The 22367-nt window shown below is 53.1% G+C and carries 21 protein-coding genes; 12 read left to right on the top strand and 9 right to left on the bottom strand.

Annotation, left to right across the window (positions count from 1 at the left end; all coding sequences use genetic code 11):
• Positions 1 to 74: 74 nt before the first annotated feature.
• The gene (locus tag OGX99_RS23750; protein WP_023277357.1) at positions 75 to 629 is read left to right on the top strand and encodes a recombinase family protein; all 555 of its coding nucleotides are present in this window, start codon (positions 75 to 77) and stop codon (positions 627 to 629) included.
• Between the two features lie 7 nt (positions 630 to 636).
• Here the strand turns inward: OGX99_RS23750 and OGX99_RS23745 are convergent, their stop codons facing one another.
• Positions 637 to 1578 carry a glycyl-radical enzyme activating protein gene (locus tag OGX99_RS23745; RefSeq protein WP_286545312.1) on the bottom strand — a complete coding sequence of 314 codons (942 nt, stop codon included), beginning with the start codon at positions 1576 to 1578 and terminating at the stop codon, positions 637 to 639.
• Positions 1579 to 1710: 132 nt separating this feature from the next.
• Between OGX99_RS23745 and fsa the strand changes: the two genes are divergently transcribed.
• Positions 1711 to 2373 (top strand): fructose-6-phosphate aldolase, encoded by a 663-nt coding sequence (gene fsa / locus OGX99_RS23740; protein ID WP_151219619.1) that lies wholly within the window; start codon positions 1711 to 1713, stop codon positions 2371 to 2373.
• A 27-nt stretch (positions 2374 to 2400) separates the two neighbouring features.
• Here the strand turns inward: fsa and moeB are convergent, their stop codons facing one another.
• Both moeB and moeA read right to left on the bottom strand, forming a co-directional pair.
• Positions 2401 to 3150: a molybdopterin-synthase adenylyltransferase MoeB gene (moeB, locus tag OGX99_RS23735; protein ID WP_151219620.1), complete on the bottom strand. Its 750-nt coding sequence runs from the start codon at positions 3148 to 3150 to the stop codon at positions 2401 to 2403.
• Positions 3150 to 4385, bottom strand: coding sequence for a molybdopterin molybdotransferase MoeA (moeA, locus tag OGX99_RS23730; RefSeq protein WP_151224998.1), 1236 nt, complete (start codon positions 4383 to 4385; stop codon positions 3150 to 3152). Before moeA ends, moeB begins: the two co-directional genes overlap by 1 nt.
• 176 nt (positions 4386 to 4561) lie before the next feature.
• Between moeA and OGX99_RS23725 the strand changes: the two genes are divergently transcribed.
• The 6 genes from OGX99_RS23725 (at position 4562) to gsiD (ending at position 11813) form a co-directional block, all read left to right on the top strand.
• A complete protein-coding gene (locus OGX99_RS23725; protein ID WP_252838045.1) occupies positions 4562 to 5350 on the top strand; it encodes an aminoglycoside adenylyltransferase family protein in 789 nt (262 codons plus the stop codon).
• Between the two features lie 191 nt (positions 5351 to 5541).
• Positions 5542 to 6507 (top strand): beta-aspartyl-peptidase, encoded by a 966-nt coding sequence (gene iaaA / locus OGX99_RS23720; RefSeq protein WP_252838046.1) that lies wholly within the window; start codon positions 5542 to 5544, stop codon positions 6505 to 6507.
• The gene (gene gsiA, locus OGX99_RS23715; RefSeq protein ID WP_210904868.1) at positions 6494 to 8365 is read left to right on the top strand and encodes a glutathione ABC transporter ATP-binding protein GsiA; all 1872 of its coding nucleotides are present in this window, start codon (positions 6494 to 6496) and stop codon (positions 8363 to 8365) included. The genes iaaA and gsiA overlap by 14 nt, the downstream gene beginning before the upstream one ends.
• Positions 8366 to 8393: 28 nt before the next feature.
• Positions 8394 to 9932: a glutathione ABC transporter substrate-binding protein GsiB gene (gene gsiB / locus OGX99_RS23710; RefSeq protein WP_151225001.1), complete on the top strand. Its 1539-nt coding sequence runs from the start codon at positions 8394 to 8396 to the stop codon at positions 9930 to 9932.
• A gap of 46 nt (positions 9933 to 9978) precedes the next feature.
• Positions 9979 to 10899, top strand: a complete 921-nt coding sequence (gene gsiC / locus OGX99_RS23705) for a glutathione ABC transporter permease GsiC (RefSeq protein ID WP_151219626.1) — start codon at positions 9979 to 9981, stop codon at positions 10897 to 10899.
• Positions 10900 to 10901: 2 nt separating this feature from the next.
• A complete protein-coding gene (gene gsiD, locus OGX99_RS23700; protein WP_151219627.1) occupies positions 10902 to 11813 on the top strand; it encodes a glutathione ABC transporter permease GsiD in 912 nt (303 codons plus the stop codon).
• A gap of 91 nt (positions 11814 to 11904) precedes the next feature.
• Here gsiD and rimO read toward each other — a convergent pair whose 3' ends face one another.
• Positions 11905 to 13230: a 30S ribosomal protein S12 methylthiotransferase RimO gene (gene rimO, locus OGX99_RS23695; protein WP_151219628.1), complete on the bottom strand. Its 1326-nt coding sequence runs from the start codon at positions 13228 to 13230 to the stop codon at positions 11905 to 11907.
• Positions 13231 to 13459: 229 nt separating this feature from the next.
• Here rimO and bssR point away from each other — a divergent pair, with 229 nt between their 5' ends.
• The gene (bssR, locus tag OGX99_RS23690) at positions 13460 to 13843 is read left to right on the top strand and encodes a biofilm formation regulator BssR (protein WP_151219629.1); all 384 of its coding nucleotides are present in this window, start codon (positions 13460 to 13462) and stop codon (positions 13841 to 13843) included.
• A 102-nt stretch (positions 13844 to 13945) separates the two neighbouring features.
• Positions 13946 to 15043, top strand: a complete 1098-nt coding sequence (locus OGX99_RS23685) for a PQQ-dependent sugar dehydrogenase (protein WP_286545306.1) — start codon at positions 13946 to 13948, stop codon at positions 15041 to 15043.
• Positions 15044 to 15048: 5 nt separating this feature from the next.
• On the opposite strand, the gene OGX99_RS23680 is transcribed toward OGX99_RS23685, so the two are convergent.
• Entirely contained in the window at positions 15049 to 15675 is a 627-nt protein-coding gene (locus OGX99_RS23680) for a glutathione S-transferase family protein (RefSeq protein WP_151219631.1), read from the bottom strand.
• Positions 15676 to 16005: 330 nt separating this feature from the next.
• Between OGX99_RS23680 and dacC the strand changes: the two genes are divergently transcribed.
• Entirely contained in the window at positions 16006 to 17208 is a 1203-nt protein-coding gene (gene dacC / locus OGX99_RS23675) for a serine-type D-Ala-D-Ala carboxypeptidase (protein WP_151219632.1), read from the top strand.
• A gap of 45 nt (positions 17209 to 17253) precedes the next feature.
• Here dacC and deoR read toward each other — a convergent pair whose 3' ends face one another.
• On the bottom strand, positions 17254 to 18012 hold the full coding sequence (gene deoR / locus OGX99_RS23670; RefSeq protein WP_151225005.1) for a DNA-binding transcriptional repressor DeoR: 759 nt from the start codon (positions 18010 to 18012) through the stop codon (positions 17254 to 17256).
• Between the two features lie 64 nt (positions 18013 to 18076).
• Positions 18077 to 18685, bottom strand: a complete 609-nt coding sequence (ybjG, locus tag OGX99_RS23665; RefSeq protein WP_187253026.1) for an undecaprenyl-diphosphate phosphatase — start codon at positions 18683 to 18685, stop codon at positions 18077 to 18079.
• Positions 18686 to 18983: 298 nt separating this feature from the next.
• Here ybjG and OGX99_RS23660 point away from each other — a divergent pair, with 298 nt between their 5' ends.
• Positions 18984 to 20216 carry an MFS transporter gene (locus OGX99_RS23660; RefSeq protein WP_210904871.1) on the top strand — a complete coding sequence of 411 codons (1233 nt, stop codon included), beginning with the start codon at positions 18984 to 18986 and terminating at the stop codon, positions 20214 to 20216.
• Positions 20217 to 20312: 96 nt separating this feature from the next.
• Here OGX99_RS23660 and OGX99_RS23655 read toward each other — a convergent pair whose 3' ends face one another.
• Together OGX99_RS23655 and OGX99_RS23650 are read right to left on the bottom strand one after the other, a co-directional pair.
• A complete protein-coding gene (locus OGX99_RS23655; protein ID WP_151225006.1) occupies positions 20313 to 21128 on the bottom strand; it encodes a Cof-type HAD-IIB family hydrolase in 816 nt (271 codons plus the stop codon).
• On the bottom strand, positions 21128 to 22336 hold the full coding sequence (locus OGX99_RS23650) for an MFS transporter (RefSeq protein ID WP_151225008.1): 1209 nt from the start codon (positions 22334 to 22336) through the stop codon (positions 21128 to 21130). Before OGX99_RS23650 ends, OGX99_RS23655 begins: the two co-directional genes overlap by 1 nt.
• Between the last annotated feature and the right edge of the window lie 31 nt (positions 22337 to 22367).

Raw genomic sequence — 22367 nt, 5'->3', positions numbered from 1 at the left:
CAAACCAACGTTTCCGATAATGATCCTTAGTCGCTCAAATGGCATTATTCCCGCCATTTAAAGTGAGTTTAACCATGCTTATTGGCTATGTACGTGTATCAACAAATGACCAGAACACAGCATTACAGCGTAATGCGCTGGAATGTGCAGGATGTGAGCTGATTTTTGAAGACAAGATAAGCGGCAGAACCTCAGACAGACCTGGACTTAAACGAGTACTCAGAACGCTATCTGAAGGTGACACCCTCGTGGTCTGGAAGCTTGATCGCCTCGGACGCAGCATGCGTCATCTGGTTGGACTGGTGGAAGAACTACGCGAGCGAGGTATCAACTTTAAAAGTCTGACTGACAGCATAGATACTTCATCGCCAATGGGGCGCTTCTTCTTTCATGTTATGGGGGCATTGGCCGAGATGGAACGTGAACTGATTGTTGAACGTACACGTGCAGGTTTGGCTGCTGCGCGAGCTGAGGGGCGCGTGGGAGGTCGAAGACCTAAGTTAACACCTGAACAGTGGGCGCAGGTTGGAAGATTGTTAGCGGCTGGCGAAACTCGTCAGAGGGTGGCCCTAATTTATGACGTCGGAATCTCAACCCTGTACAAACGATTCCCAGCATCTGACATATAAATCACGATCACAAACGCGATCCAATGTTAGTTGTCAATGTGTCGCGTTTTGATTGGCGCGCGGCAGCGGTTAAACCTTTAAGGCTGGCGTACTGCTGGGCAAATTCGAGCAGCGCAGGCGCATCAAGCGGTTTATCCGGGGCATTGTAGGGTTGATTGAGTAAGTGGTATTTGTTGATGCCCAGCGTGTGGTAGGGCAAAAAATGGATCTCTCCGACGTGGAGTTCGTCGGCGGCAAAATCGGTAATGGCCTGAATAGCCGCTTCGTCAGCATTGAATCCCTGAATCAGCGGGACGCGGATAATTATTTTTTTACCGGCGGCGGCCAGTTTTTTCAGGTTTTCCAGCACGCGAGAGGCGCTGCCATCAGTCCACTGTTTAAACGGCGCATCGGCGACATGTTTTAAATCGGCCAGGAACAGATCAACGTAAGGTAACGAAGGTTCGATATACTTCCATGGAACATGCAGACAGGTCTCTACCGCAGTATGAATGCCCGCCTCGTGGCTGGCCTGGAACAATTTAGCCGCCAGCTCTGGCTGCATAAACGGTTCGCCGCCGGAAAGAGTGAGCCCCCCACCGCTGCGATCGTAAAACGGTTTATCACGTAATACGGTCGCCATGATGTCATCCACGCTTTTTACCTCTCCACAGACGGTCAGCGCCTGGGTAGGGCAGCAGTGGGTCAGCGCCGTCAGAGCATTATCGCTCAGTTTTTCGCGATGAATCAGCAACCCGCTCAGCGCCCGCTCAATCACTGCCGGTGCTGCCTTAGCACAAAGATCGCAACCATCGAGGCACAGACGTGCGTCATAAAGCAGATCCTGCGTCCGGGCGCGACTTTCCGGATTCTGACACCACCGACAGCCCAGGGAACATCCCTTAAAAAACACCACGGTGCGGATACCGGGACCATCATGAGTGGAATAGCGCTGGATATTAAAAATCATAAGCGGCCTCTTTTCTTTCATACAAAGATTAAATTACTTTCGAATGAAAGTTATATTGACGTGCGTCAACTAACCGTGAGGTTTCGCTGTGCTACCTTTTATTCATGCTAATTATTCGTTTGAGGAAAGGTTATGGAACTCTATTTAGATACGTCTGACGTTGCCGCAGTTAAAACGCTGGCGCGTGTTTTTCCGCTGGCAGGGGTGACCACTAACCCAAGCATTGTGGCGGCAGGTAAGCAAACGCTGGATGTGTTACTGCCGCAACTGCAGGACGCAATGGGCGGGCAAGGACGTCTGTTTGCTCAGGTAATGGCGACCACCGCCGAAGGGATGGTCAGCGATGCGCGTAAACTGCGGGCAATCATCGCGGATATCGTCGTGAAAGTGCCGGTTACGGCAGAAGGTCTGACGGCGATTAAGTTGCTGAAAGAAGAAGGTATCCCGACGCTGGGTACTGCGGTTTACGGTGCTGCTCAGGGGCTTTTAGCTGCGCTTGCGGGGGCGGAATATGTCGCGCCATACGTTAACCGCGTGGATGCTCAGGGGGGAGATGGCATTCAAACGGTGACCGATCTGCAGGCCTTATTGAAAATGCATGCCCCACACGCCAAAGTGCTGGCCGCCAGTTTCAAAACGCCGCGTCAGGCGCTGGATTGCCTGCTGGTGGGCTGCGAGTCCATCACGCTGCCGTTGGATGTCGCTCAACAGATGATAAGCTCTCCGGCTGTTGATGCTGCCGTAGCCAAGTTCGAGCATGACTGGCAGAGCGCATTTGGCCGTACTTCTATTTAAGCCAGAGTGCCGGGACTCCTCCCGGCATTATTGCCCGCAGACCTCACACCCTGGATTACGCATCAGTTTCATTTCACGAAACTGGCAGGTCATGGCGTCGTACATGACGATTTTTCCAGATGCCGGTTTACCGTAGTTTGCCAGCAGCTTAATGGCTTCCATCGCCTGTAACGATCCGATTACCCCGATCAGGGGAGCCATTACGCCGGCCTCTACGCAGGTCAGGGCGTTTTCACCGAACAGGCGGCTCAGACAACGGTAGCAGGGCTCGCCTTCCTGATACGTAAAGACGGTAATTTGTCCTTCCATGCGGATTGCCGCACCAGAAACCAGCGGAATCTTCGCGACATAGCATCCGGCATTCAGCTGATTACGAATGCTGACGTTATCCGTACAGTCCAGCACCAAATCGTGTTCGGCGATAAGTCTGTGAATCTCACTATCGTCCAGTAGCGCATTCACTGGCGTAATGGCGACATAGGGGTTAATCCGCGCCAGGGCGTCGCGGGCGGATAGCACTTTCGGCTGTCCAACGGTTGCATCGCTGTGCAGCGTCTGACGTTGGAGATTTGACACGGAGACCGTGTCAAAGTCGAGCAGGGTTAAATTTCCGACGCCTGCGCCCGCAAGATACTGAGTTGCCGCGCATCCCAGTCCGCCCAGACCAACGACCAGTACCCGCGCCTCCTTGAGCGCTTCCTGACCTTCGAAATCGAAGCCGCGCAGAATGATTTGCCGGTTATAGCGCATCATCTCCTGGTCGCTGAGTTCTGCCATTACAGGCCTCCAAACAGTGCGTTAAACGGCTCGACCTCAACCCATTCTCCGGCTTCGACGTTACCACGATCGCGTTCCAGCACGATAAAACAGTTGCCCATGCTAAAGGAGCTAAAAATATGTGAGCCCTGATGTCCGGTGGTGGTGACTTCCAGTTCACCTTCTGCATTGCGCTGCAATACACCGCGCTGAAAATCCAGACGGCCAGGCGTTTTCTTCAGGCGTGATGCGGTGCGCACGCGCTGGCGTGGAGGCAGTCCACAGGCGGTGTTACCGCTGAGTTTTGCCAGTAGCGGTTGGACCAGTTGATAAAAGGTGAGGGCCGCAGACACCGGGTTACCCGGCAGGCCGCAAAACCAGCTATTGCTCAGTTTGCCAAAGGCGAACGGTTTGCCCGGTTTGATGGCCAGCTTCCAGAAGGCGATTTCTCCCAGCTCTTCCAGAATAGTTTTGGTGTAATCCGCTTCGCCAACTGAAACACCACCGGAGCTGATAACGACGTCAGCCTGGCTGTCGGCTTCGATAAACGCGGCGCGCAACGCGTTGGGATCGTCGCGAATAATTCCTAAGTTGATCACCTCGCAGCCTAACTGCTGCAGCATAAGGTGAACGGTCAGACGGTTAGTGTCATAAATCTGTCCGTCCTCCAGCGGCTGACCAGGCAATTGCAGTTCATCGCCGGTGGAAAACAGCGCCACGCGGACTTTGCGCACAACGGGGGCATCGGCAATACCGAGCGAAGCCAGCACAGGAAGCTCGGCAGTTGTCAGGCGAGTCCCGGCGGGAAACACCACCGCGCCGTTTGCAATATCTTCACCGCGCAGACGTATATTTTGCCCACTGCGGACTTTGGCGGTAAAGCGCACACCGTCGTCCGTTTGTTCCGTTTGTTCCTGCATCACTACTGCTTCGCAACCGGCAGGAACCGGGGCACCGGTCATAATGCGGATGCAGGTTCCCGCAGGCCATTCGCCATGGAAAGGCTGACCAGCAAAGGCTTTACCCGCTACCGCAAGAGGCTGCTCAGTGTGTAAATCGGCTAATCGCACCGCATAGCCATCCATTGCCGAGTTATCGAATCCCGGGACATCAATCGGGGAGACGATGTCGGTGGCCAGAATGCGGCCAAAGCATTCAACCAGTGGTAGCGTTTCGACGGCGGTGAGCGGGGTGATACGCGAAAGCATCTGAGAGAGAGCCGTTTCAAGCGGCATCAGTCCGGCGGTAAATTCCATGAGAAGACTCCTGCGAGGCAAAATCGAATCCGCTTATTATGTCAGAAAATGGACGCGGACAGTATGCCACCTCAGACTTAGGATCAGATATGCTCCAGGTTTTATGCCAGAAGTAGCGTGACAGAAAAAATGCAGTATAGACTCACTATTTCCGCTCTTTTTCCCCAGGGGGCTAGATGACTAATATTATCCCGAACGCAATTCGACGACAGGTGGATGCCGCCAGTACGCTCATCCGCCAGATTTTTGAAGGCAATCTTGTCGCCATTCATTTGTATGGTTCTGCTGTTGAAGGCGGCTTAAAACCCCAAAGCGATATAGATTTGTTGGTCACCTTACGTAAACCAATGGATGCCTGGCAAAGAAAAAAAGTGATGCAGGATTTGTTGAACATCTCTGCACCTCCCGGCACCTCAGAGCAATATCGCGCGCTGGAAGTCACTATCATTCTCTACTCGCAGGTTGTACCCTGGCGATTCCCACCTGCGAGGGAGATGCAGTTTGGCGAATGGTTGCGTGATGATATCTGCGCTGGCGTGTTTGAACCGGCGCAGGAAGATCCCGATCTTTCTATTCTGCTGACCCAGGCCCGGCGCGCCAGCATACCGTTATTCGGCGAACCCGCTGAGACGTTATTCAACGTCATTCCTTTTACCGATGTCGTGCAAACATTCCGACATATTCTTGAGATGTGGCAGACACCGGACGATTTAATAGGGGACGAGCGTAATATCATCCTTGCTCTGGCACGCATCTGGTATAGCGTGGTTACGGGCAATATTGTCGCTAAAGATGAGGCTGCGTCCTGGCTCATACCGCAATTACCCGTTGAGCACGCTGGTACGCTGCAAGCTGCGCGTGCGGAATACCTGGGGTTAACCAAACAGAACTGGGCTGCGTGTATGCCGTCTGTTGAACGCTTTGTGTTTTATTCAAAAAAACAGATTACCGATCGCTTGAATTAATTTATTCAATAACGTCGAGGAATCTTTTTTCTGTTGAACACCGCTGCATGACCTGATGCGATGGGGTGTGCGGGGCGGGCCTTTACCTTTACATGACGTCTGCATCTTTCTATATTCAAAAATCGAATCAATATGCTACAGAAATTCTGATATTTATAACCCCGGAACGAGCCACCTTATGGACGAATAAAATGGGTAAAGCAGTCATTGCAATTCACGGCGGCGCAGGGGCTATCACCCGCGCGCAGCTGAGCCAGGAGCAAGAGTTGCGTTATATACAGGCGCTGTCGGATATCGTTGAAACCGGCCAGCGGATGCTTGAAGACGGTCGTAGCGCACTGGATGTGGTTACCGAAGCCGTACGTTTGCTGGAAGAGTGTCCGTTGTTTAACGCCGGAATTGGCGCGGTGTATACCCGTGATGAAACCCATGAGCTGGACGCCTGCGTGATGGACGGTAATACGCTGAACGCTGGTGCCGTCGCCGGGGTAAGCCATTTGCGAAACCCGATTCTCGCAGCGCGCCTGGTGATGGAACGCAGCCCCCACGTCATGATGATTGGTGAAGGGGCAGAAAATTTTGCCATTGCGCAGGGTATGGCGCGTGTTTCGGCGGATATTTTCTCGACGCCAGAACGCTACGCACAGCTGCTGGCAGCGCAAGCGGTGGGGGATACGATGCTGGATCACAGCGCGACTCCGCTGGATGAAAACAACAAAATGGGTACCGTGGGTGCGGTTGCGCTGGATATGTTTGGCAATCTGGCGGCGGCAACTTCGACCGGCGGGATGACCAACAAATTACCGGGGCGGGTGGGTGATAGTCCGCTGGTCGGCGCAGGCTGTTATGCCAATAACGCAAGTGTGGCTGTCTCCTGCACCGGAACCGGTGAAGTTTTTATTCGTGCGCTGGCGGCCTATGACATTGCGGCGTTGATGGATTATGGCGGTTTGAGTTTATCAGAGGCGTGTGAGCGCGTAGTGATGGAAAAATTACCGGCACTCGGTGGTAGCGGCGGTTTAATTGCCATCGATCATGAGGGCAATGTTGCTTTGCCGTTTAACAGCGAAGGCATGTACCGCGCCTGGGGATACGCAGGCGATACGCCCACCACCGGTATTTATCGGGAAAAAGGAGATACCGTTGCCACACAGTGATGAGCTTGATGCCAGTGATGTGCTGTCCGTCAGCAACCTGAATATTGCCTTTGAACAGGAGCAGCAGCGCATTAGCGCGGTGCGCAATCTGTCGTTTCGCCTGAAGCGTGGCGAAACGCTGGCGATAGTGGGCGAGTCTGGTTCAGGAAAGTCGGTCACGGCCTTGTCGCTGATGCGTCTGATTGAACAGTCAGGCGGTGAGGTGAGCTGCGATGAAATGCTTCTTCGACGCCGTAATCGACAGGTTATTGAGCTGGGTGAACAGAGCGCATCGCAGATGCGTCACGTACGGGGCGCGGATATTGCCATGATCTTCCAGGAGCCCATGACATCGCTCAATCCGGTATTTACCGTGGGTGAGCAAATTGCCGAGTCAATCCGCTTGCATCAGGGAGCCAGCCACGAAGAGGCGATGGTGGAAGCTAAACGGATGCTCGACCAGGTGCGTATCCCTGAGGCGAAGGCGATTTTGTCGCGCTATCCGCACCAGCTTTCCGGCGGCATGCGTCAGCGGGTGATGATCGCCATGGCGCTGTCGTGCCGCCCTGCGGTTTTGATTGCCGATGAACCTACCACCGCGCTGGACGTGACGATTCAGGCGCAGATCCTGCAACTGATAAAAGTGTTGCAGCAGGATATGTCGATGGGGGTGATTTTTATTACCCATGACATGGGCGTGGTGGCGGATATTGCCGACCGTGTGCTGGTGATGTATCAGGGCGAGGCGGTAGAAACCGGCAGCGTAGAGCAGATTTTTCATGCTCCCCAACATCCTTACACCAAAGCACTGCTGGCAGCCGTGCCGCAGCTTGGGGCGATGAGCGGACAAGCCTATCCGCGCCGGTTTCCGCTCATTTCGTTACACGATCCCAGTCATATAGAGCCCCAGACTGAACAGGATACCGTGGTTGAAGGCGAGCCAATTCTACAGGTACGTAACCTGGTGACGCGATTTCCTCTGCGTAGCGGCATTTTTAATCGGGTCACTCGCGAGGTGCATGCGGTAGAAAACGTCAGCTTTGACCTGTGGCCCGGAGAAACGCTCTCGTTGGTGGGCGAGTCGGGATGTGGGAAATCCACCACCGGGCGCGCGCTGCTGCGCCTTGTCGAGTCTCAGCGCGGAGAAATCATTTTTAATGGACAGCGTATTGATACTCTGGCCGCCAGTAAATTACAGCCGTTGCGTCGGGATATTCAGTTTATTTTTCAGGACCCGTATGCTTCACTCGATCCACGTCAGACGGTGGGATATTCCATTTTAGAGCCGCTACGGGTCCATGGATTACTGCAAGGTGATGCGGCGGCAAAACGGGTTGCATGGCTGCTGGAACGCGTAGGATTGCTCCCTGAGCATGCCTGGCGCTATCCGCACGAGTTTTCCGGTGGTCAGCGTCAGCGTATCTGCATTGCCCGGGCGCTGGCGCTCAATCCCAAAGTGATTATTGCCGATGAGTCCGTCTCGGCGCTGGATGTCTCAATTCGTGGGCAAATTATCAACCTGTTGCTCGACCTGCAGCGGGAAATGGGGATCGCTTACCTGTTTATTTCCCACGACATGGCGGTGGTGGAGCGCATTAGTCATCGTGTGGCGGTGATGTATCTTGGACAAATCGTTGAGATTGGCCCCCGACGCGCGGTGTTTGAAAATCCGCAGCACCCGTACACCCGCAAACTGATGGCGGCAGTCCCGGTCGCCGATCCATCGCATCACCGACCGCAGCGTGTGCTGTTGTCGGATGATATCCCCAGCAATATTCGCAAACGCGGTGAAGATATTTCCCCCGTTTCACTCCAGTTAGTGGGCCCGGGGCATTATGTTGCGCGCGGGCAGCCAGACAATGCGCTTTCGCGTTTATAACAGGCAGGCAGGGTTTAAGGAGAATAACATGACAAAAATTGTTGCTCGGAAATGGCTGGTTGCTGTGGGAGTGGCCTCTGCGCTGGCCGCATCGCCTGGCTGGGCCGCCAAAGACGTAGTGGTGGCGGTAGGATCCAATTTCACCACGCTCGACCCCTATGACGCGAACGACACGTTGTCGCAGGCAGTAGCGAAGTCGTTTTATCAGGGACTGTTTGGCCTTGATAAAGAGATGAAGCTGAAAAATGTGCTGGCGGAGAGCTATACGGTTTCTGATGATGGCCTGACTTACACTCTTAAGCTGCGTCAGGGCGTGAAATTTCAGGATGGCACCGACTTCAACGCCGAGGCAGTTAAAGCTAACCTCGACCGGGCCAGCAATCCGGAGAATCGTCTGAAACGCTACAACCTGTATAAGAATATCGATAAAACCGAGGTTGTCGATCCGTCAACGGTGAAGATTACGCTGAAGCAGCCGTTCTCTGCATTTATCAATATCCTGGCGCACCCGGCAACGGCGATGATTTCTCCCGCCGCGTTGGAGAAATATGGCAAGGAGATTGGTTTCCACCCTGTCGGCACCGGGCCATATCAACTTGATACCTGGAATCAGACGGATTTTGTGAGGGTTAAGAAGTTCGCGGGTTACTGGCAGCAAGGGCTGCCAAAGCTGGACACGATTACCTGGCGTCCGGTGACCGACAACAACACGCGCGCGGCCATGCTACAGACCGGGGAAGCCCAGTTTGCCTTCCCGATCCCTTACGAGCAGGCGGCGTTACTGGCGAAGAACAAAAACCTGGAACTGGTGGCGAGTCCGTCTATCATGCAGCGTTATATCAGCATGAACGTCACGCAAAAACCGTTCGATAACCCGAAGGTGCGTGAGGCGCTGAATTATGCCATCAACCGTCAGGCGCTGGTGAAAGTGGCGTTTGCCGGTTACGCGACGCCGGCAACGGGCGTTCTTCCGCCATCGATAGCTTACGCCCAAAGTTATACGCCATGGCCATACGATCCGGCGAAAGCGCGCGAGCTGCTGAAAGAAGCGGGTTATCCGAACGGTTTTACTACCACGCTGTGGTCTTCGCATAACCACAGTACCGCGCAGAAAGTGCTGCAATTTACCCAGCAGCAGCTGGCGCAGGTGGGTATTAAGGCACAGGTGACGGCGATGGATGCTGGTCAGCGCGCCGCGGAAGTCGAGGGTAAAGCGCAGAAAGAGAGCGGGGTGCGGATGTTCTACACCGGCTGGTCTGCCTCTACCGGGGAAGCGGACTGGGCGCTGTCACCGCTGTTTGCATCACAAAACTGGCCGCCAACGCTGTTTAATACGGCGTTCTACAGCAATAAACAGGTGGACAGTGATTTAGCGGCGGCATTGCAAACCAACGATCCGGCGCAGAAAGCGAAGCTGTACAAGGATGCGCAGGATATCATCTGGAAAGAGTCGCCGTGGATCCCGCTGGTTGTAGAAAAACTGATTTCGGCGCACAGCACCAGACTGACCGGGTTCTGGATCATGCCGGATACCGGATTTAGCTTTGATGATGCGGATTTAAAATAAGCGATTCATTCGGCCCCGCAAACCAGGGGCCGGCGAAGGGAGTGTGATGCTTAACTATGTTTTCAAGCGCCTGCTGGGGTTGATTCCAACGCTGTTGATTGTTGCGGTGCTGGTGTTTTTATTTGTTCACCTGCTACCCGGCGATCCGGCCCGGTTGATTGCCGGGCCGGAAGCCGACGCCGAGGTGATTGAACTGGTGCGTACGCAGTTGGGTCTGGACCAGCCGCTGCATATTCAGTTCTGGCATTACATGACCAACGTGTTGCAAGGTGACTTCGGGATCTCGATGGTTTCTCGTCGCCCGGTTGCAGAAGAGATAGCCAGTCGTTTTATGCCGTCGCTATGGCTGACCATTGCCAGTATGGCGTGGGCGGTGTTATTTGGCATGACGGCAGGGATTATCGCTGCGGTATGGCGCAATCGCTGGCCGGACAGATTGAGTATGACGCTGGCGGTCACCGGGATCTCTTTTCCGGCTTTTGCGCTCGGTATGCTGCTCATGCAGATATTCTCCGTTGAGCTTGGGTGGTTGCCAACCGTTGGCGCTGACACCTGGCTGCACTATATCCTTCCGTCAATTACGCTGGGTGCGGCGGTGGCCGCGGTGTTAGCCCGGTTTACTCGCGCATCGTTCGTCGATGTGCTCGGTGAAGACTATATGCGTACCGCGCGGGCCAAAGGGGTGAGTGAAACATGGGTAGTATTAAAACATGGTTTGCGTAATGCGATGATCCCAGTGGTCACCATGATGGGGCTACAGTTTGGCTTTTTGCTTGGCGGTTCTATTGTAGTTGAGAAGGTGTTCAACTGGCCTGGTCTTGGGCGACTGTTGGTGGACTCAGTCGAAATGCGTGACTACCCGGTGATTCAGGCCGAGGTGTTGTTGTTTTCTCTGGAGTTTATTCTTATTAACTTAGTGGTGGATGTGCTTTACGCCGCCATTAATCCGGCTATCAGGTACAAGTAAGGATGCGATTTTTTAACTGGCGCCGACAGGCGATTTTAAATGCAATGCCTCTTGTTAAGCCAGAGCAGATACGCACGCCGTGGCATGAGTTCTGGCGTCGTTTTCGCCGTCAGCGCATGGCGATGATTGCGGGTGTATTTGTCCTGGTCCTGATCGCGGTGGCGGTTTTTGCTCGCTGGTTGACGCCATTCGATGCCGAGAACTACTTCGATTATGACCGATTAAATGATGGCCCCTCAATGCTGCATTGGTTTGGCGTTGACTCGCTGGGGCGGGATATTTTTAGCCGCGTGCTGGTTGGCGCGCAAATCTCGCTGGCGGCGGGGGTCTTTGCCGTATTTATTGGCGCGGCGATTGGCACGGTGCTGGGTCTGCTGGCGGGATACTACGAGGGCTGGTGGGATCGGCTGATTATGCGTATCTGCGATGTGCTGTTCGCCTTTCCCGGCATTCTGCTGGCGATAGCCGTGGTCGCCGTGCTGGGCAGCGGCATTGCGAACGTGATTATTGCCGTGGCCATTTTCTCCATTCCTGCCTTCGCGCGCCTGGTGCGCGGAAATACGCTGGTGCTGAAGCAGCAGACGTTTATTGAATCTGCGCGCAGTATTGGTGCCAGCGATGCGACCATCATTTTTAACCATATCTTGCCGGGGACGGTTTCATCGATCGTGGTCTTTTTTACCATGCGAATCGGCACGTCGATTATTTCTGCCGCAAGCCTGTCATTTCTGGGATTGGGCGCACAGCCGCCGACCCCGGAGTGGGGGGCTATGCTCAATGAAGCACGGGCGGATATGGTGATCGCGCCGCACGTGGCGATTTTTCCGGCGGTGGCGATATTTCTGACGGTGCTGGCGTTTAATTTGTTGGGCGATGGCCTTCGCGACGCGCTGGACCCGAAGATAAAAGGATAAATTCAGGCCTGATAAGACGCGCTAGCGTCGTCATCAGGCGTTGCCGGATGCGGCGTAACGCCTTATCCGGCCTACGGTTGAGTTACGCTTATTAAACGCGTGAACCCCACAGATCGTATTCATCTGCGTTTTCGACTTTCACGCGAACGATATCGCCAGGCTTCACCCTTGTTTCGCCATTCAGGTATACCGCGCCGTCGATTTCCGGGGCATCAGCCATGCTGCGACCAATCGCGCCTTCTTCGTCAACTTCGTCCACGATGACCAGAATTTCGCGGCCCACTTTCTCCTGCAAACGCTCAGCAGAGATCTGCTGTTGCAACTGCATAAAGCGGTTCCAGCGTTCTTCTTTCACCTCTTCCGGGACTTGATCCGGCAGCTCATTGGCTCCTGCACCCTCTACCGGACTGTATTTAAAGCAGCCCACGCGGTCCAGACGCGCTTCCTTCAGGAAGTCGAGCAGCATCTGGAAGTCCTCTTCCGTTTCGCCCGGGAAGCCGACAATAAAGGTTGAACGCAACGTCAGCTCAGGACAGATTTCACGCCACTGTTTGATGCGCGCCAGCTGTCTGTCCACGGAGCCTGGGCGTTTCATCAGCTTGAGAATACGCGGGCTGGCATGCTGCAGCGGGATGTCCAGATACGGCAGGATTTTCCCTTGCGCCATCAGTGGGATCACATCATCAACGTGTGGGTACGGGTAAACATAATGCAGACGCGTCCAGATCCCCAGTTTTGATAACTGCTCGCAAAGATCAACCATGCTGGTTTTGACCGGCTCGCCGTTATGGAAACCGGTACGATGCTTCACATCCACACCGTAAGCGGAGGTATCCTGAGAAATCACTAAAATTTCTTTAACGCCCGCATCGACCAGACGTTTAGCTTCGCTGAGAACATCGCCAATCGGACGACTCACCAGATCGCCACGCATCGACGGAATAATGCAGAAGGTGCAGCGGTGGTTACAGCCTTCAGATATCTTCAGATAGGCATAATGGCGCGGTGTTAGCTTGACGCCCTGTTCAGGAACCAGGCTCAGGAACGGATTATGCTTTGGTTTGGGCACGTAATGGTGTACGTGCTCCAGAACCTGCTCGTAGCTATGCGGCCCGGTGATTTCCAGCACCTTCGGGTGGACTTCACGGATCTGATCGACTTTTGCGCCCAGACAGCCGGTGACGATCACCTTGCCGTTTTCGTTCAGCGCTTCGCCAATCGCTTCCAGAGACTCCTGGACTGCGCTGTCGATAAAGCCGCAGGTGTTAACGATGACCATATCCGCGTCGTCGTAGCTTGGCACGACATCATAGCCTTCGGTACGAAGTTCGGTCAGGATGCGCTCAGAATCGACAAGGTTTTTCGGGCAGCCGAGGGAGACAAAGCCGATTTTCGGCTGGTGGGTTACATTGCTCATAGCGTAAAAAGTGTTCAGTTATTGGAATATTCAGGGCAGGGATTCTACAGAGTTCTGAACAAAAATTGTATCGCAATCTCATACCATCAGCGGCCTGCCCGGCCTGGAATTAAAGATTATTTGTAAATTATGTTAATTTTAAGTGATTGATTGATCCTGGACACGACTTTGTTCAAAAATTAACCATACTATTAAGTTGCACCATAGTTGGAAAGAGGAGGAACAAAGTATGGTTGTTGACAGACTGAGAACCGATCTTCTCAACAAATTGATAAATGCCCGTATCGAACTTGCCGCTTATCTGCTGTTGAGAAAAGCGAAAGGCTACATGTCAGTCAGCGAGAGCGATCGTCTGCGTGATAATTTTTTTGCACTGAATCGCGAATTGCACGAGCAATCACAGCTTCACGGTATGCATCTTGATCAGGAAGAGTGGAATGCCCTTCATCGTGCTGAAGGGGCGTTAGCCGCCGCTGCTGTTTGTCTGATGAGTGGACATCACGATTGTCCAACGTTTATCGCCGTTAACGCAGAGAAACTGGAAAACTGCCTGACAACGCTGACGCTGAGTATCCAGAGTTTAGAATCTTACCCAACGCTGGAACTCGTCTGAATCAGGGGGAGGGCGCTCCCCCTTTTCGTTAAGATTATGTAAATATGACGGGATAATTCCCCTTGCTGGCTACGCTTTATGCAGAGCCATTAAGGAGGTGTTATGCGTCGATTCTTGCTCTGTGCTATTCCACTTGCGCTGTTTTCCTCTTATGCCGCCGCGGTAAAAGTGGAAGTACTGCAAACCAAACTCGATCACCCGTGGTCGCTGGCTTTTTTACCCGATAATCGCGGTATGCTCATTACGCTTAAAGGCGGTCAGCTTCGACTCTGGCAGTCTGGGAAGGGGCTTTCCGACCCGCTGACTGGTGTCCCCAAAGTCTGGGCGAAGGGGCAGGGGGGACTGCTTGATGTGGCGTTGGCCCCGGATTTTACCCAATCCCGCCGGGTGTGGCTAAGCTTCGCGGAAGCCGATAGTGAAGGTAAAGCAGGCACGGCGGTAGGTTTCGCAAGACTGAGCGACGATCTCAAACATCTGCAAGGGTTTCAGACCGTTTTTCGCCAACAGCCAAAGCTCTCTACCGGAAACCATTTTGGTGGACGTATGGTGTTTGATGGCAACGGCTATCTGTTTATTGGCCTCGGTGAGAATAACCAACGTTCAACTGCTCAGGATTTGGATAAGCTGCAGGGCAAGGTCATACGACTGACCGATGAGGGCAAAATTCCACCGGATAATCCGTTTGTGAATATGGCGGGAGCGCGGGCAGAGATTTGGTCGTATGGCATCCGCAACCCGCAGGGGATGGCGATGAACCCGTGGAGTGATGTGTTGTGGCTCAATGAGCATGGTCCACGCGGAGGCGATGAAATCAATATCCCGGAGAAAGGGAAAAACTACGGCTGGCCGCTCGCGACCTGGGGCGTTAACTACAGTGGGCTTAAAATTCCTGAAGCAAAAGGCCAAATTGTTGCGGGTACGGAGCAACCTATCTTTTACTGGGAAAAGTCACCTGCGGTCAGCGGAATGGCTTTTTATAATAGCGATACTTTCCCGCAATGGCGGCAGAAGTTGTTCGTCGGTGCGTTGAAAGAGAAAGCGGTGATCGTACTGAGCGTTAAAGGGAATACCGTCGCCGAAGAGGAGCGTCTGTTGCAGGAAAGGGGGCAAAGGATCCGTGATGTGCGCGTCGGACCAGACGGTTATTTGTACGTGTTAACCGACGAGTCCGACGGGGAATTACTAAAAGTGAGTCCCTGATTGAGTTAGCTGACTGGGATCATCACGATTTTTTGAAACGCCGGGCGCTCGGTCAGTTGTTGATACCAGCGTTCCAGATGCGGGCGCGGGGTCCAGCTCAGGCCAACGTTGTACAGATTATAGATGAACGGCGCAACGGCGATATCGGCAGTGCCAAATTCAGCTCCGGAGAACCATGGCTGGTCCGCCAGCGCGTTGTCCAGTATGGCAAACAGGTTATCGCATACCTTCGCTCCGGCCTCAATAGCCGCCATGTCGCGTTTCTCCGCCGGCGTTCTGACCAGACCAAATAAGATAACCCGATGCGCAGGACTCAGCGTCTGGTTCGCCCAGTCCATCCATTTTTCACCGACGGCGCGCGTGGCCGGGGCGTCAATCCACAAACGATTTTGTCCATACTGAGCCGCCAGATAGCGAACAATGGTATTGGATTCCCACAATACAACATCGGTTTCATCATCGCGTAGCAGCGGGACCAGTCCGTTTGGGTTCAGAGCCAGATAGTCGGCATCGTGGTTACCGCCATGCTGTCCACCCGCCAGAATTTGGTTATACGGCAGTTCCAGTTCTTCGAGCGTCCACAATACTTTTTTTACGTTGGTCGAGTTATTGCGACCCCACAATGTAATCATAGTAACCCCGCAAATAAATTGAGCAGCTTTATGGCTGCAAATGTCGTCTGGCTCGCTCACATGGTGGGGTAAACCTAATATTTACGCAACAAAGTCTAAAAAAATCGTGCCAGAGGCAGCGCAGCGCGGCGATATTGCATAAACTTTAAAAACTTTACCAACTTACGGTTTCTTTAAGCTCGTTAGTGCGTTATTACTCACCGCACTTATTGTTACACGTCATCCATCAGTCCTTTTCTGCATGGGTTGGCCGAGGTCGCTTGGTCGGTTTTGTGTAAACACGGTGTGGTATGACGTGGTTTTTTTGGAATGGATACTCGGGTGGCATTTATGACGCAATACTTCTCTTCACTTCGCAGCCTGGCTGCAGGTTCTGCACTCTTAATCCTTTTGGCACCGACCGTACAGGCGGCGGAGCAACCAACGGCCCCACCGAGCGTGGATGCGCGAGCCTGGATCCTGATGGATTACGCCAGCGGTAAGGTGCTGGCGGAAGGTAATGCTGATGAGAAACTGGATCCTGCCAGTCTGACCAAAATCATGACCAGCTATGTAGTCGGTCAGGCGCTGAAGGCTGGGAAAATTAACCTCAACGATATGGTCACTGTGGGTAAAGACGCCTGGGCGACCGGTAATCCGGCGCTGCGCGGTTCTTCGGTCATGTTCCTTAAACCCGGCGATCAGGTTGCGGTGTCCGATCTAAACAAAGGCGTTATCATTCAGTCTGGTAATGATGCCTGTATCGCACTGGCTGATTATGTTGCCGGCAGTCAAGAATCGTTCATCGGTCTGATGAACGGCTACGCGAAAAAACTGGGGCTGACCAACACCACTTTCCAGACGGTGCATGGCCTGGATGCGGCAGGACAATTCAGTACCGCACGTGATATGGCGCTGCTCGGGAAGGCGTTAATCCACGATGTACCGGAAGAATATGCTATCCACAAAGAGAAAGAATTCACCTTTAATAAAATCCGCCAGCCGAACCGTAACCGTCTGTTGTGGAGCACCAACCTGAATGTGGACGGTATGAAAACGGGTACTACGGCCGGGGCGGGGTACAACCTGGTCGCTTCCGCGACTCAAGGCGATATGCGCCTGATCTCCGTGGTGTTGGGGGCGAAAACTGACCGCATCCGATTTAATGAGTCAGAAAAGCTGCTGACCTGGGGTTTCCGCTTCTTTGAAACCGTCACGCCGATTAAGCCGGATGCCACTTTCGTGACTCAGCGCGTCTGGTTTGGTGACAAGAGCGAAGTGAATTTGGGCGCAGGGGAAGGTGGTTCAGTGACCATCCCGCGTGGTCAGCTCAAAAACCTGAAGGCCAGCTTTACCCTGACCGAACCCCAGTTAACTGCGCCGCTGAAGAAAGGCCAGGTTGTGGGGACTATCGACTTCCAGTTGAACGGGAAATCCATCGAGCAGCGCCCGTTGATGGTGATGGAAGATGTGCAAGAGGGCGGTTTCTTTAGCCGTATGTGGGATTTTGTGATGATGAAATTCCACCAGTGGTTTGGCGGCTGGTTCTCTTAATCACACCGATTGCCGGATGACGCTATCGCCATCCGGCATTATCTTTTAATACATCAGCTTTATACGTTGCGCTTTAGCGTACTCAACAAAGTCATCATCAGGGCGGCTGTCGCTGATGATGGTATCGAAACGTTTTACCTCACCCATCCTCGCCGGACGCACTTTACCAAACTTACTGTGATCGACCACCAGAACGTGATGCTGCGCCATCGACATCGCCCAATGTTTCACCGGCAGCTCTTCCAGGTTAAAACAGGTCGCGCCTTTCTCAATGTGAACGCCCGCAGCGGAATAAAAAGCGATATCCGGACACAGGTTATTTAGCGTTTCCTGGAAATCAAGCGGTTTAAAAATGGCGTTGCTGGCATGGAATTCGCCACCACACAGAATGACGCGGCACTGCGGCTTTTCCTGCAGCACCAGAAATGTATTTAGCGAGTAGCAGATTGCGGTAAAAGGCAATTCATTGTCGATAGCTTCAATGATCCACGGCGTGGTGGTACCACAGTCGAAAAAGAGGGTCTGGTGCGCCTGCACGAGGCTTGCGGCCAACTGAGCGGCGCGGCGTTTTTCATCAACCAGCCGGGATTTTTGATCGCTGATTAAATAGTGATTTGCGCTGCGGGGTTCCAGAACAATATAGCCCCCGAGTAGTACGACGGGAGCGTCGTTATTATTCAGATCGCGACGAATGGTCATCTCAGATACGCCCAGCAGCGTCGCGGCTTCTTTTAGATGTAGTTTATCGCTGCGTTTCAGCGCCTGCAGTAATTGACCAATACGCTCGTCGCGTCGAGTTTCCATAGTTCCCCTGGAGAGTAGAATAAGTGCTCAGTGCCGCGCTTAATACTACTCTTTTTACCGTGGGTTAGTCACGCACCCAGCCTTTACGGATAGGTAACGCGAAACAGATGCGATAGCAATTCTGCAAACCGAGGTACAGGGTTTCGCCAAACCGTTGCCAGATCATCTGGGCGCTCAGGCAACCGATCAGTCCGGCAAGTAAGCCTCCCAGCATATCCAGCGGCCAGTGTACGCCAAGGTAAACTCGCGACCAGGCAATCGCCACGGCAACGACCATCAGCAGAGCGCCCGTCCACAGGCGATGCCAGAACAGGAAAGCCAGTGCAAAAGTAAAGATAACCGTACCATGATCGCTCGGGAAAGAGTCATCTGCCGCATGATGCAGGAAGTTGTAACCGATGTGGTTTACAAACGGGCGATCGTGAGGGAACAGATGTCCCATCAGCCAGGAAATAGTCAGGCCGACCGCCAGCGCAATCGCCATTTTTATGACCAACTGGCGCTGGAGGGTAACCTGGGCGCGAGGCCCCCAAAGCCAGAGCACAACGGCTAACAGCGGTACGATGTTAATCAGATCTTTGGCAATGAAAATGGCAAGCGATATCATCCATTGCGCAGAGTCCGGCGTGGCATTGATGAGATAAAAAAGTGAGTTGTTCAGATTTTCCAGCATAACGTCCAGACTCAGCGTAATGGTTAAAAAGACCCATGGGAGCGAGAGCATAAAATTGCTTTCACGGGATAAAAAGCGGTCTTGTCTTATTTGTCTGCTAAATGACTATTTTTGAGACAATTAATGAGACTTATTGAGCATGATAGCGACCACAACTTAAATTAACCTTAAAGCAAAATCTTCTTGAGCAAATGAATGTAAAAATGTGCGCTTTTTGCTTTCAAATCACATAATTCACTATCACCAGTACGGCGCATTTATTACACTTTGCGCGATTTTTCTATAGCTAAGAGACTGCATGCAGAACCGTTTATCTTCAGGCGCCCGTTTGGGGCGTCAGGCATTACTTTTCCCTCTCTGTCTGGTGCTTTACGAATTCTCTACTTATATCGGCAACGATATGATCCAGCCTGGAATGTTGGCGGTGGTGGAGCAATACAATGCAGGATTAGATTGGGTACCCACATCCATGACCGCCTATCTGGCTGGCGGCATGTTTTTACAGTGGCTGTTAGGACCGCTATCGGATCGTGTTGGGCGTCGTCCGGTGATGCTAACCGGCGTGCTCTGGTTCATTGTGACCTGCCTTGCGACCCTGCTTGCGCAGAATATTGAACAGTTTACTTTCCTGCGTTTTTTACAAGGGATAAGCCTGTGCTTCATTGGCGCAGTGGGCTACGCCGCCATACAGGAGTCGTTTGAAGAAGCGGTCTGCATAAAAATTACCGCGCTGATGGCAAACGTGGCGCTAATTGCACCGCTGCTGGGACCATTAGTTGGCGCAGCCTGGGTGCATGTTCTGCCGTGGGAAGGCATGTTTATCTTGTTTGCAGCTCTTGCGGCCATCTCCTTTTTTGGTTTGCAACGTGCGATGCCGGAAACAGCAACCCGGATGGGCGAAAAGCTGTCCATTAAAGAGCTGGGTAAAGATTATAAACTGGTGCTCAGAAACGTACGTTTTGTTGCAGGTGCGCTGGCACTGGGTTTTGTCAGTCTGCCGTTATTGGCCTGGATTGCGCAATCTCCAATTATTATCATTAGCGGTGAACACCTCAGCAGTTACGAATATGGTCTGTTGCAGGTGCCGATTTTTGGTGCGCTGATTGCCGGTAACCTGGTGCTGGCTCGTTTGACCTCGCGAAAAACGGTGCGTTCGCTGATTATTATGGGTGGCTGGCCAATCGCTGTCGGGCTGATTATTGCCGCTGCGGCCACGGTGGTGTCATCCCATGCATATCTTTGGATGACGGCGGGTTTGAGCATCTATGCATTTGGTATTGGCGTGGCGAATGCGGGGCTGGTCCGTCTGACGTTGTTTGCCAGTGAAATGAGTAAAGGAACAGTTTCTGCCGCCATGGGCATGCTGCAGATGCTGATTTTTACCGTCGGTATTGAACTAAGTAAACACGCTTATCTGTTGGGAGGCAACGGCTTGTTCAGCCTGTTCAATCTGGCAAGCGGCGTGCTATGGCTGATTCTGATGGTTATCTTCCTGAAAGATAAATGGGTAGGGGATTCCCGGGAAGGCTAAAGCCCGGTTGTCCGGGCCTGGCAGAAACTTAGTGGTGATCGTCAATCTGATGTTCGATGATCATGCCATCATTTTGTTGCCGTCTGTGCTGAGGTGTTAATGCGTAAATGGTGCTTCATTGTTTAACACGCGGTCGATAATATCCAGGACGCCCTCTTCGTTGTTCGATCCCGCGCGATATTTCGCCGCCTGGATAACCGGTTCATGGGCGTTCGCCATTGCAAAACTAAACCCTGCCTGGCGCAGCATCTCGATATCATTTCCGCCATCGCCAAACACGACAACCTCATCGTCGGTAATATTCCAGCGTTGTTGCAGCAGACGCAGACCGTTTGCTTTATGCACGCCGGGAATAATTAAATCGATGCTGCCGTAGCCGGTATGTACCGGAACCATAATATCGCCAATCGCCTCATGAAGATCTGCCTGCACCTGTGGAATGCGATCGTCGGAGATATTCAGGCCAAATTTGAAGAATACATCGTTGATGTTGTCGAAGTTATCGACAAATTCAAGACGATGATAGTACATGGCGGAAACAGCCTTATGTTCATCGCTGTACTGCTTCAGCGTATAAGCGCTGCTTTTACCGCAGGCGATAATATCAATGTCCGTACGTGTCAGCAGATGTTCCACGATGGCCTGAAAATCGTCTTTTGCCAGTTCGCCGTTAAAGACATCTTCCCCTTCACTGACCACCCAACCGCCGTTTTCGGCAACAAAGGAGATTTCACTGGCCAGCTCGGGGAAAAAGGAGATGAGCTGGTAATACTGGTTGCCGCTGGCGACCACAAAGCGGATGCCTTGTTCTTTCATCTGGCGGTATTGCGCCATAAACCGTTCACGATTATAGGTTTTTTGATCGCTTAAAAATGTGCCGTCCATGTCGACCGCAATTAACTTAATAGCCATTAGCTGTTCTCCATCACAGTGGTATTTTTGAGATCGGGTTTCGCCACCGCTTTTGCGACGATGGCGGCAACAAGCACCAGCGTCAGCACCACCAACATAGCGCTGCGCAGGCCGTAGTGTTCACCAAGGTATCCCAGCAGCGGCGGTCCAACCAGGAACGCCAGATAGCCGGTGGTTGCGACAACGCTGACGCGGGTTGGCGCATCAGGGCCAGTGTCGCTGGCAGCCGAAATGGTCAGTGGGAAGCCGAGCGACGCGCCGAGCCCCCACAGAATAACGGAAACTCCGGCCACCCATGTACTGTCGACAAAAATAATCAGGCTAATCCCGAGTGCGCCCATTAGCGCACTGGCGCGTACCACCGTGACGCGGCTGTAACGGTCGATGAACCAGCCGCCGGTAAATCGGCCAACCGTCATGCCCAGCGTAAATCCGGCATAAATAAGCGAGCCTGATGTCGGGCTAAACCCGTGTCCGTCCACCATCAGCAGTGGAAGCCAGTCGTTGGCGGAACCTTCAGCAAATGCCATTGCGAGCACCACGACGCCAATCAGCAATAACTGGATATCGCGATAAAAAGGCAGCCCTTTTTCGCTGGAGTGAGAGCCGTCAGCGGCATTTTTACCCGTGCCGTCAGGAATCGCTTTGATGGCGATGAAGATAGGAGTGATAGCTACCAGCGCCGCCAGCAGAATATGCGCGGTTGCCGGGACGCTGAAGGCGGTAAGCATCATCCCGACTCCTGCGCCCGCCAGCGTTCCGAGGCTGTAAAAACCATGCATCATCGGCAGCACGGTTTTATTCATTTCGCGTTCAACCGCCGCACCTTCGACGTTGATAGCCACTTCTGCTGCGCCAAAGCTGGCGCCAAACACGGCCAGACCAAATGCGAAAAGCCATGCCGAATTCAGCCAGAGTGCCACGCTGAGGATAGTCATTCCGATAACTGCACACGACATGGTGGTGCGGATCACTTTCCGCGTGCCAAATCGTTTCACCAGCCAGGCCGAACAAAGAATGCCACTCATCGAACCAATAGAAAGTCCAAACAGCACCGCGCCCATTTCGGCGGTAGAGATGGAGAGAATATCTCTGATGGCAGGGGTACGCGTTGCCCAGGAGGCCATTAATAATCCTGGTAAAAAGAAGAACGTGAACAGCGCCCAGGTGCGACGTCTTAAGGCTTTGCGTGATGAGATGCCAGTCATGAATTCGAGCCAAAGAAAAGAGGAAAGAAGA

It is taken from the genome of Citrobacter sp. Cu096, assembly GCF_030332285.1.
In the GTDB taxonomy this organism is placed as follows: Bacteria; Pseudomonadota; Gammaproteobacteria; order Enterobacterales; family Enterobacteriaceae; genus Citrobacter; species Citrobacter meridianamericanus.
Note: the sequence above shows the minus strand (reverse complement) of the source record. Positions and strands in the feature narration are given on the sequence as shown.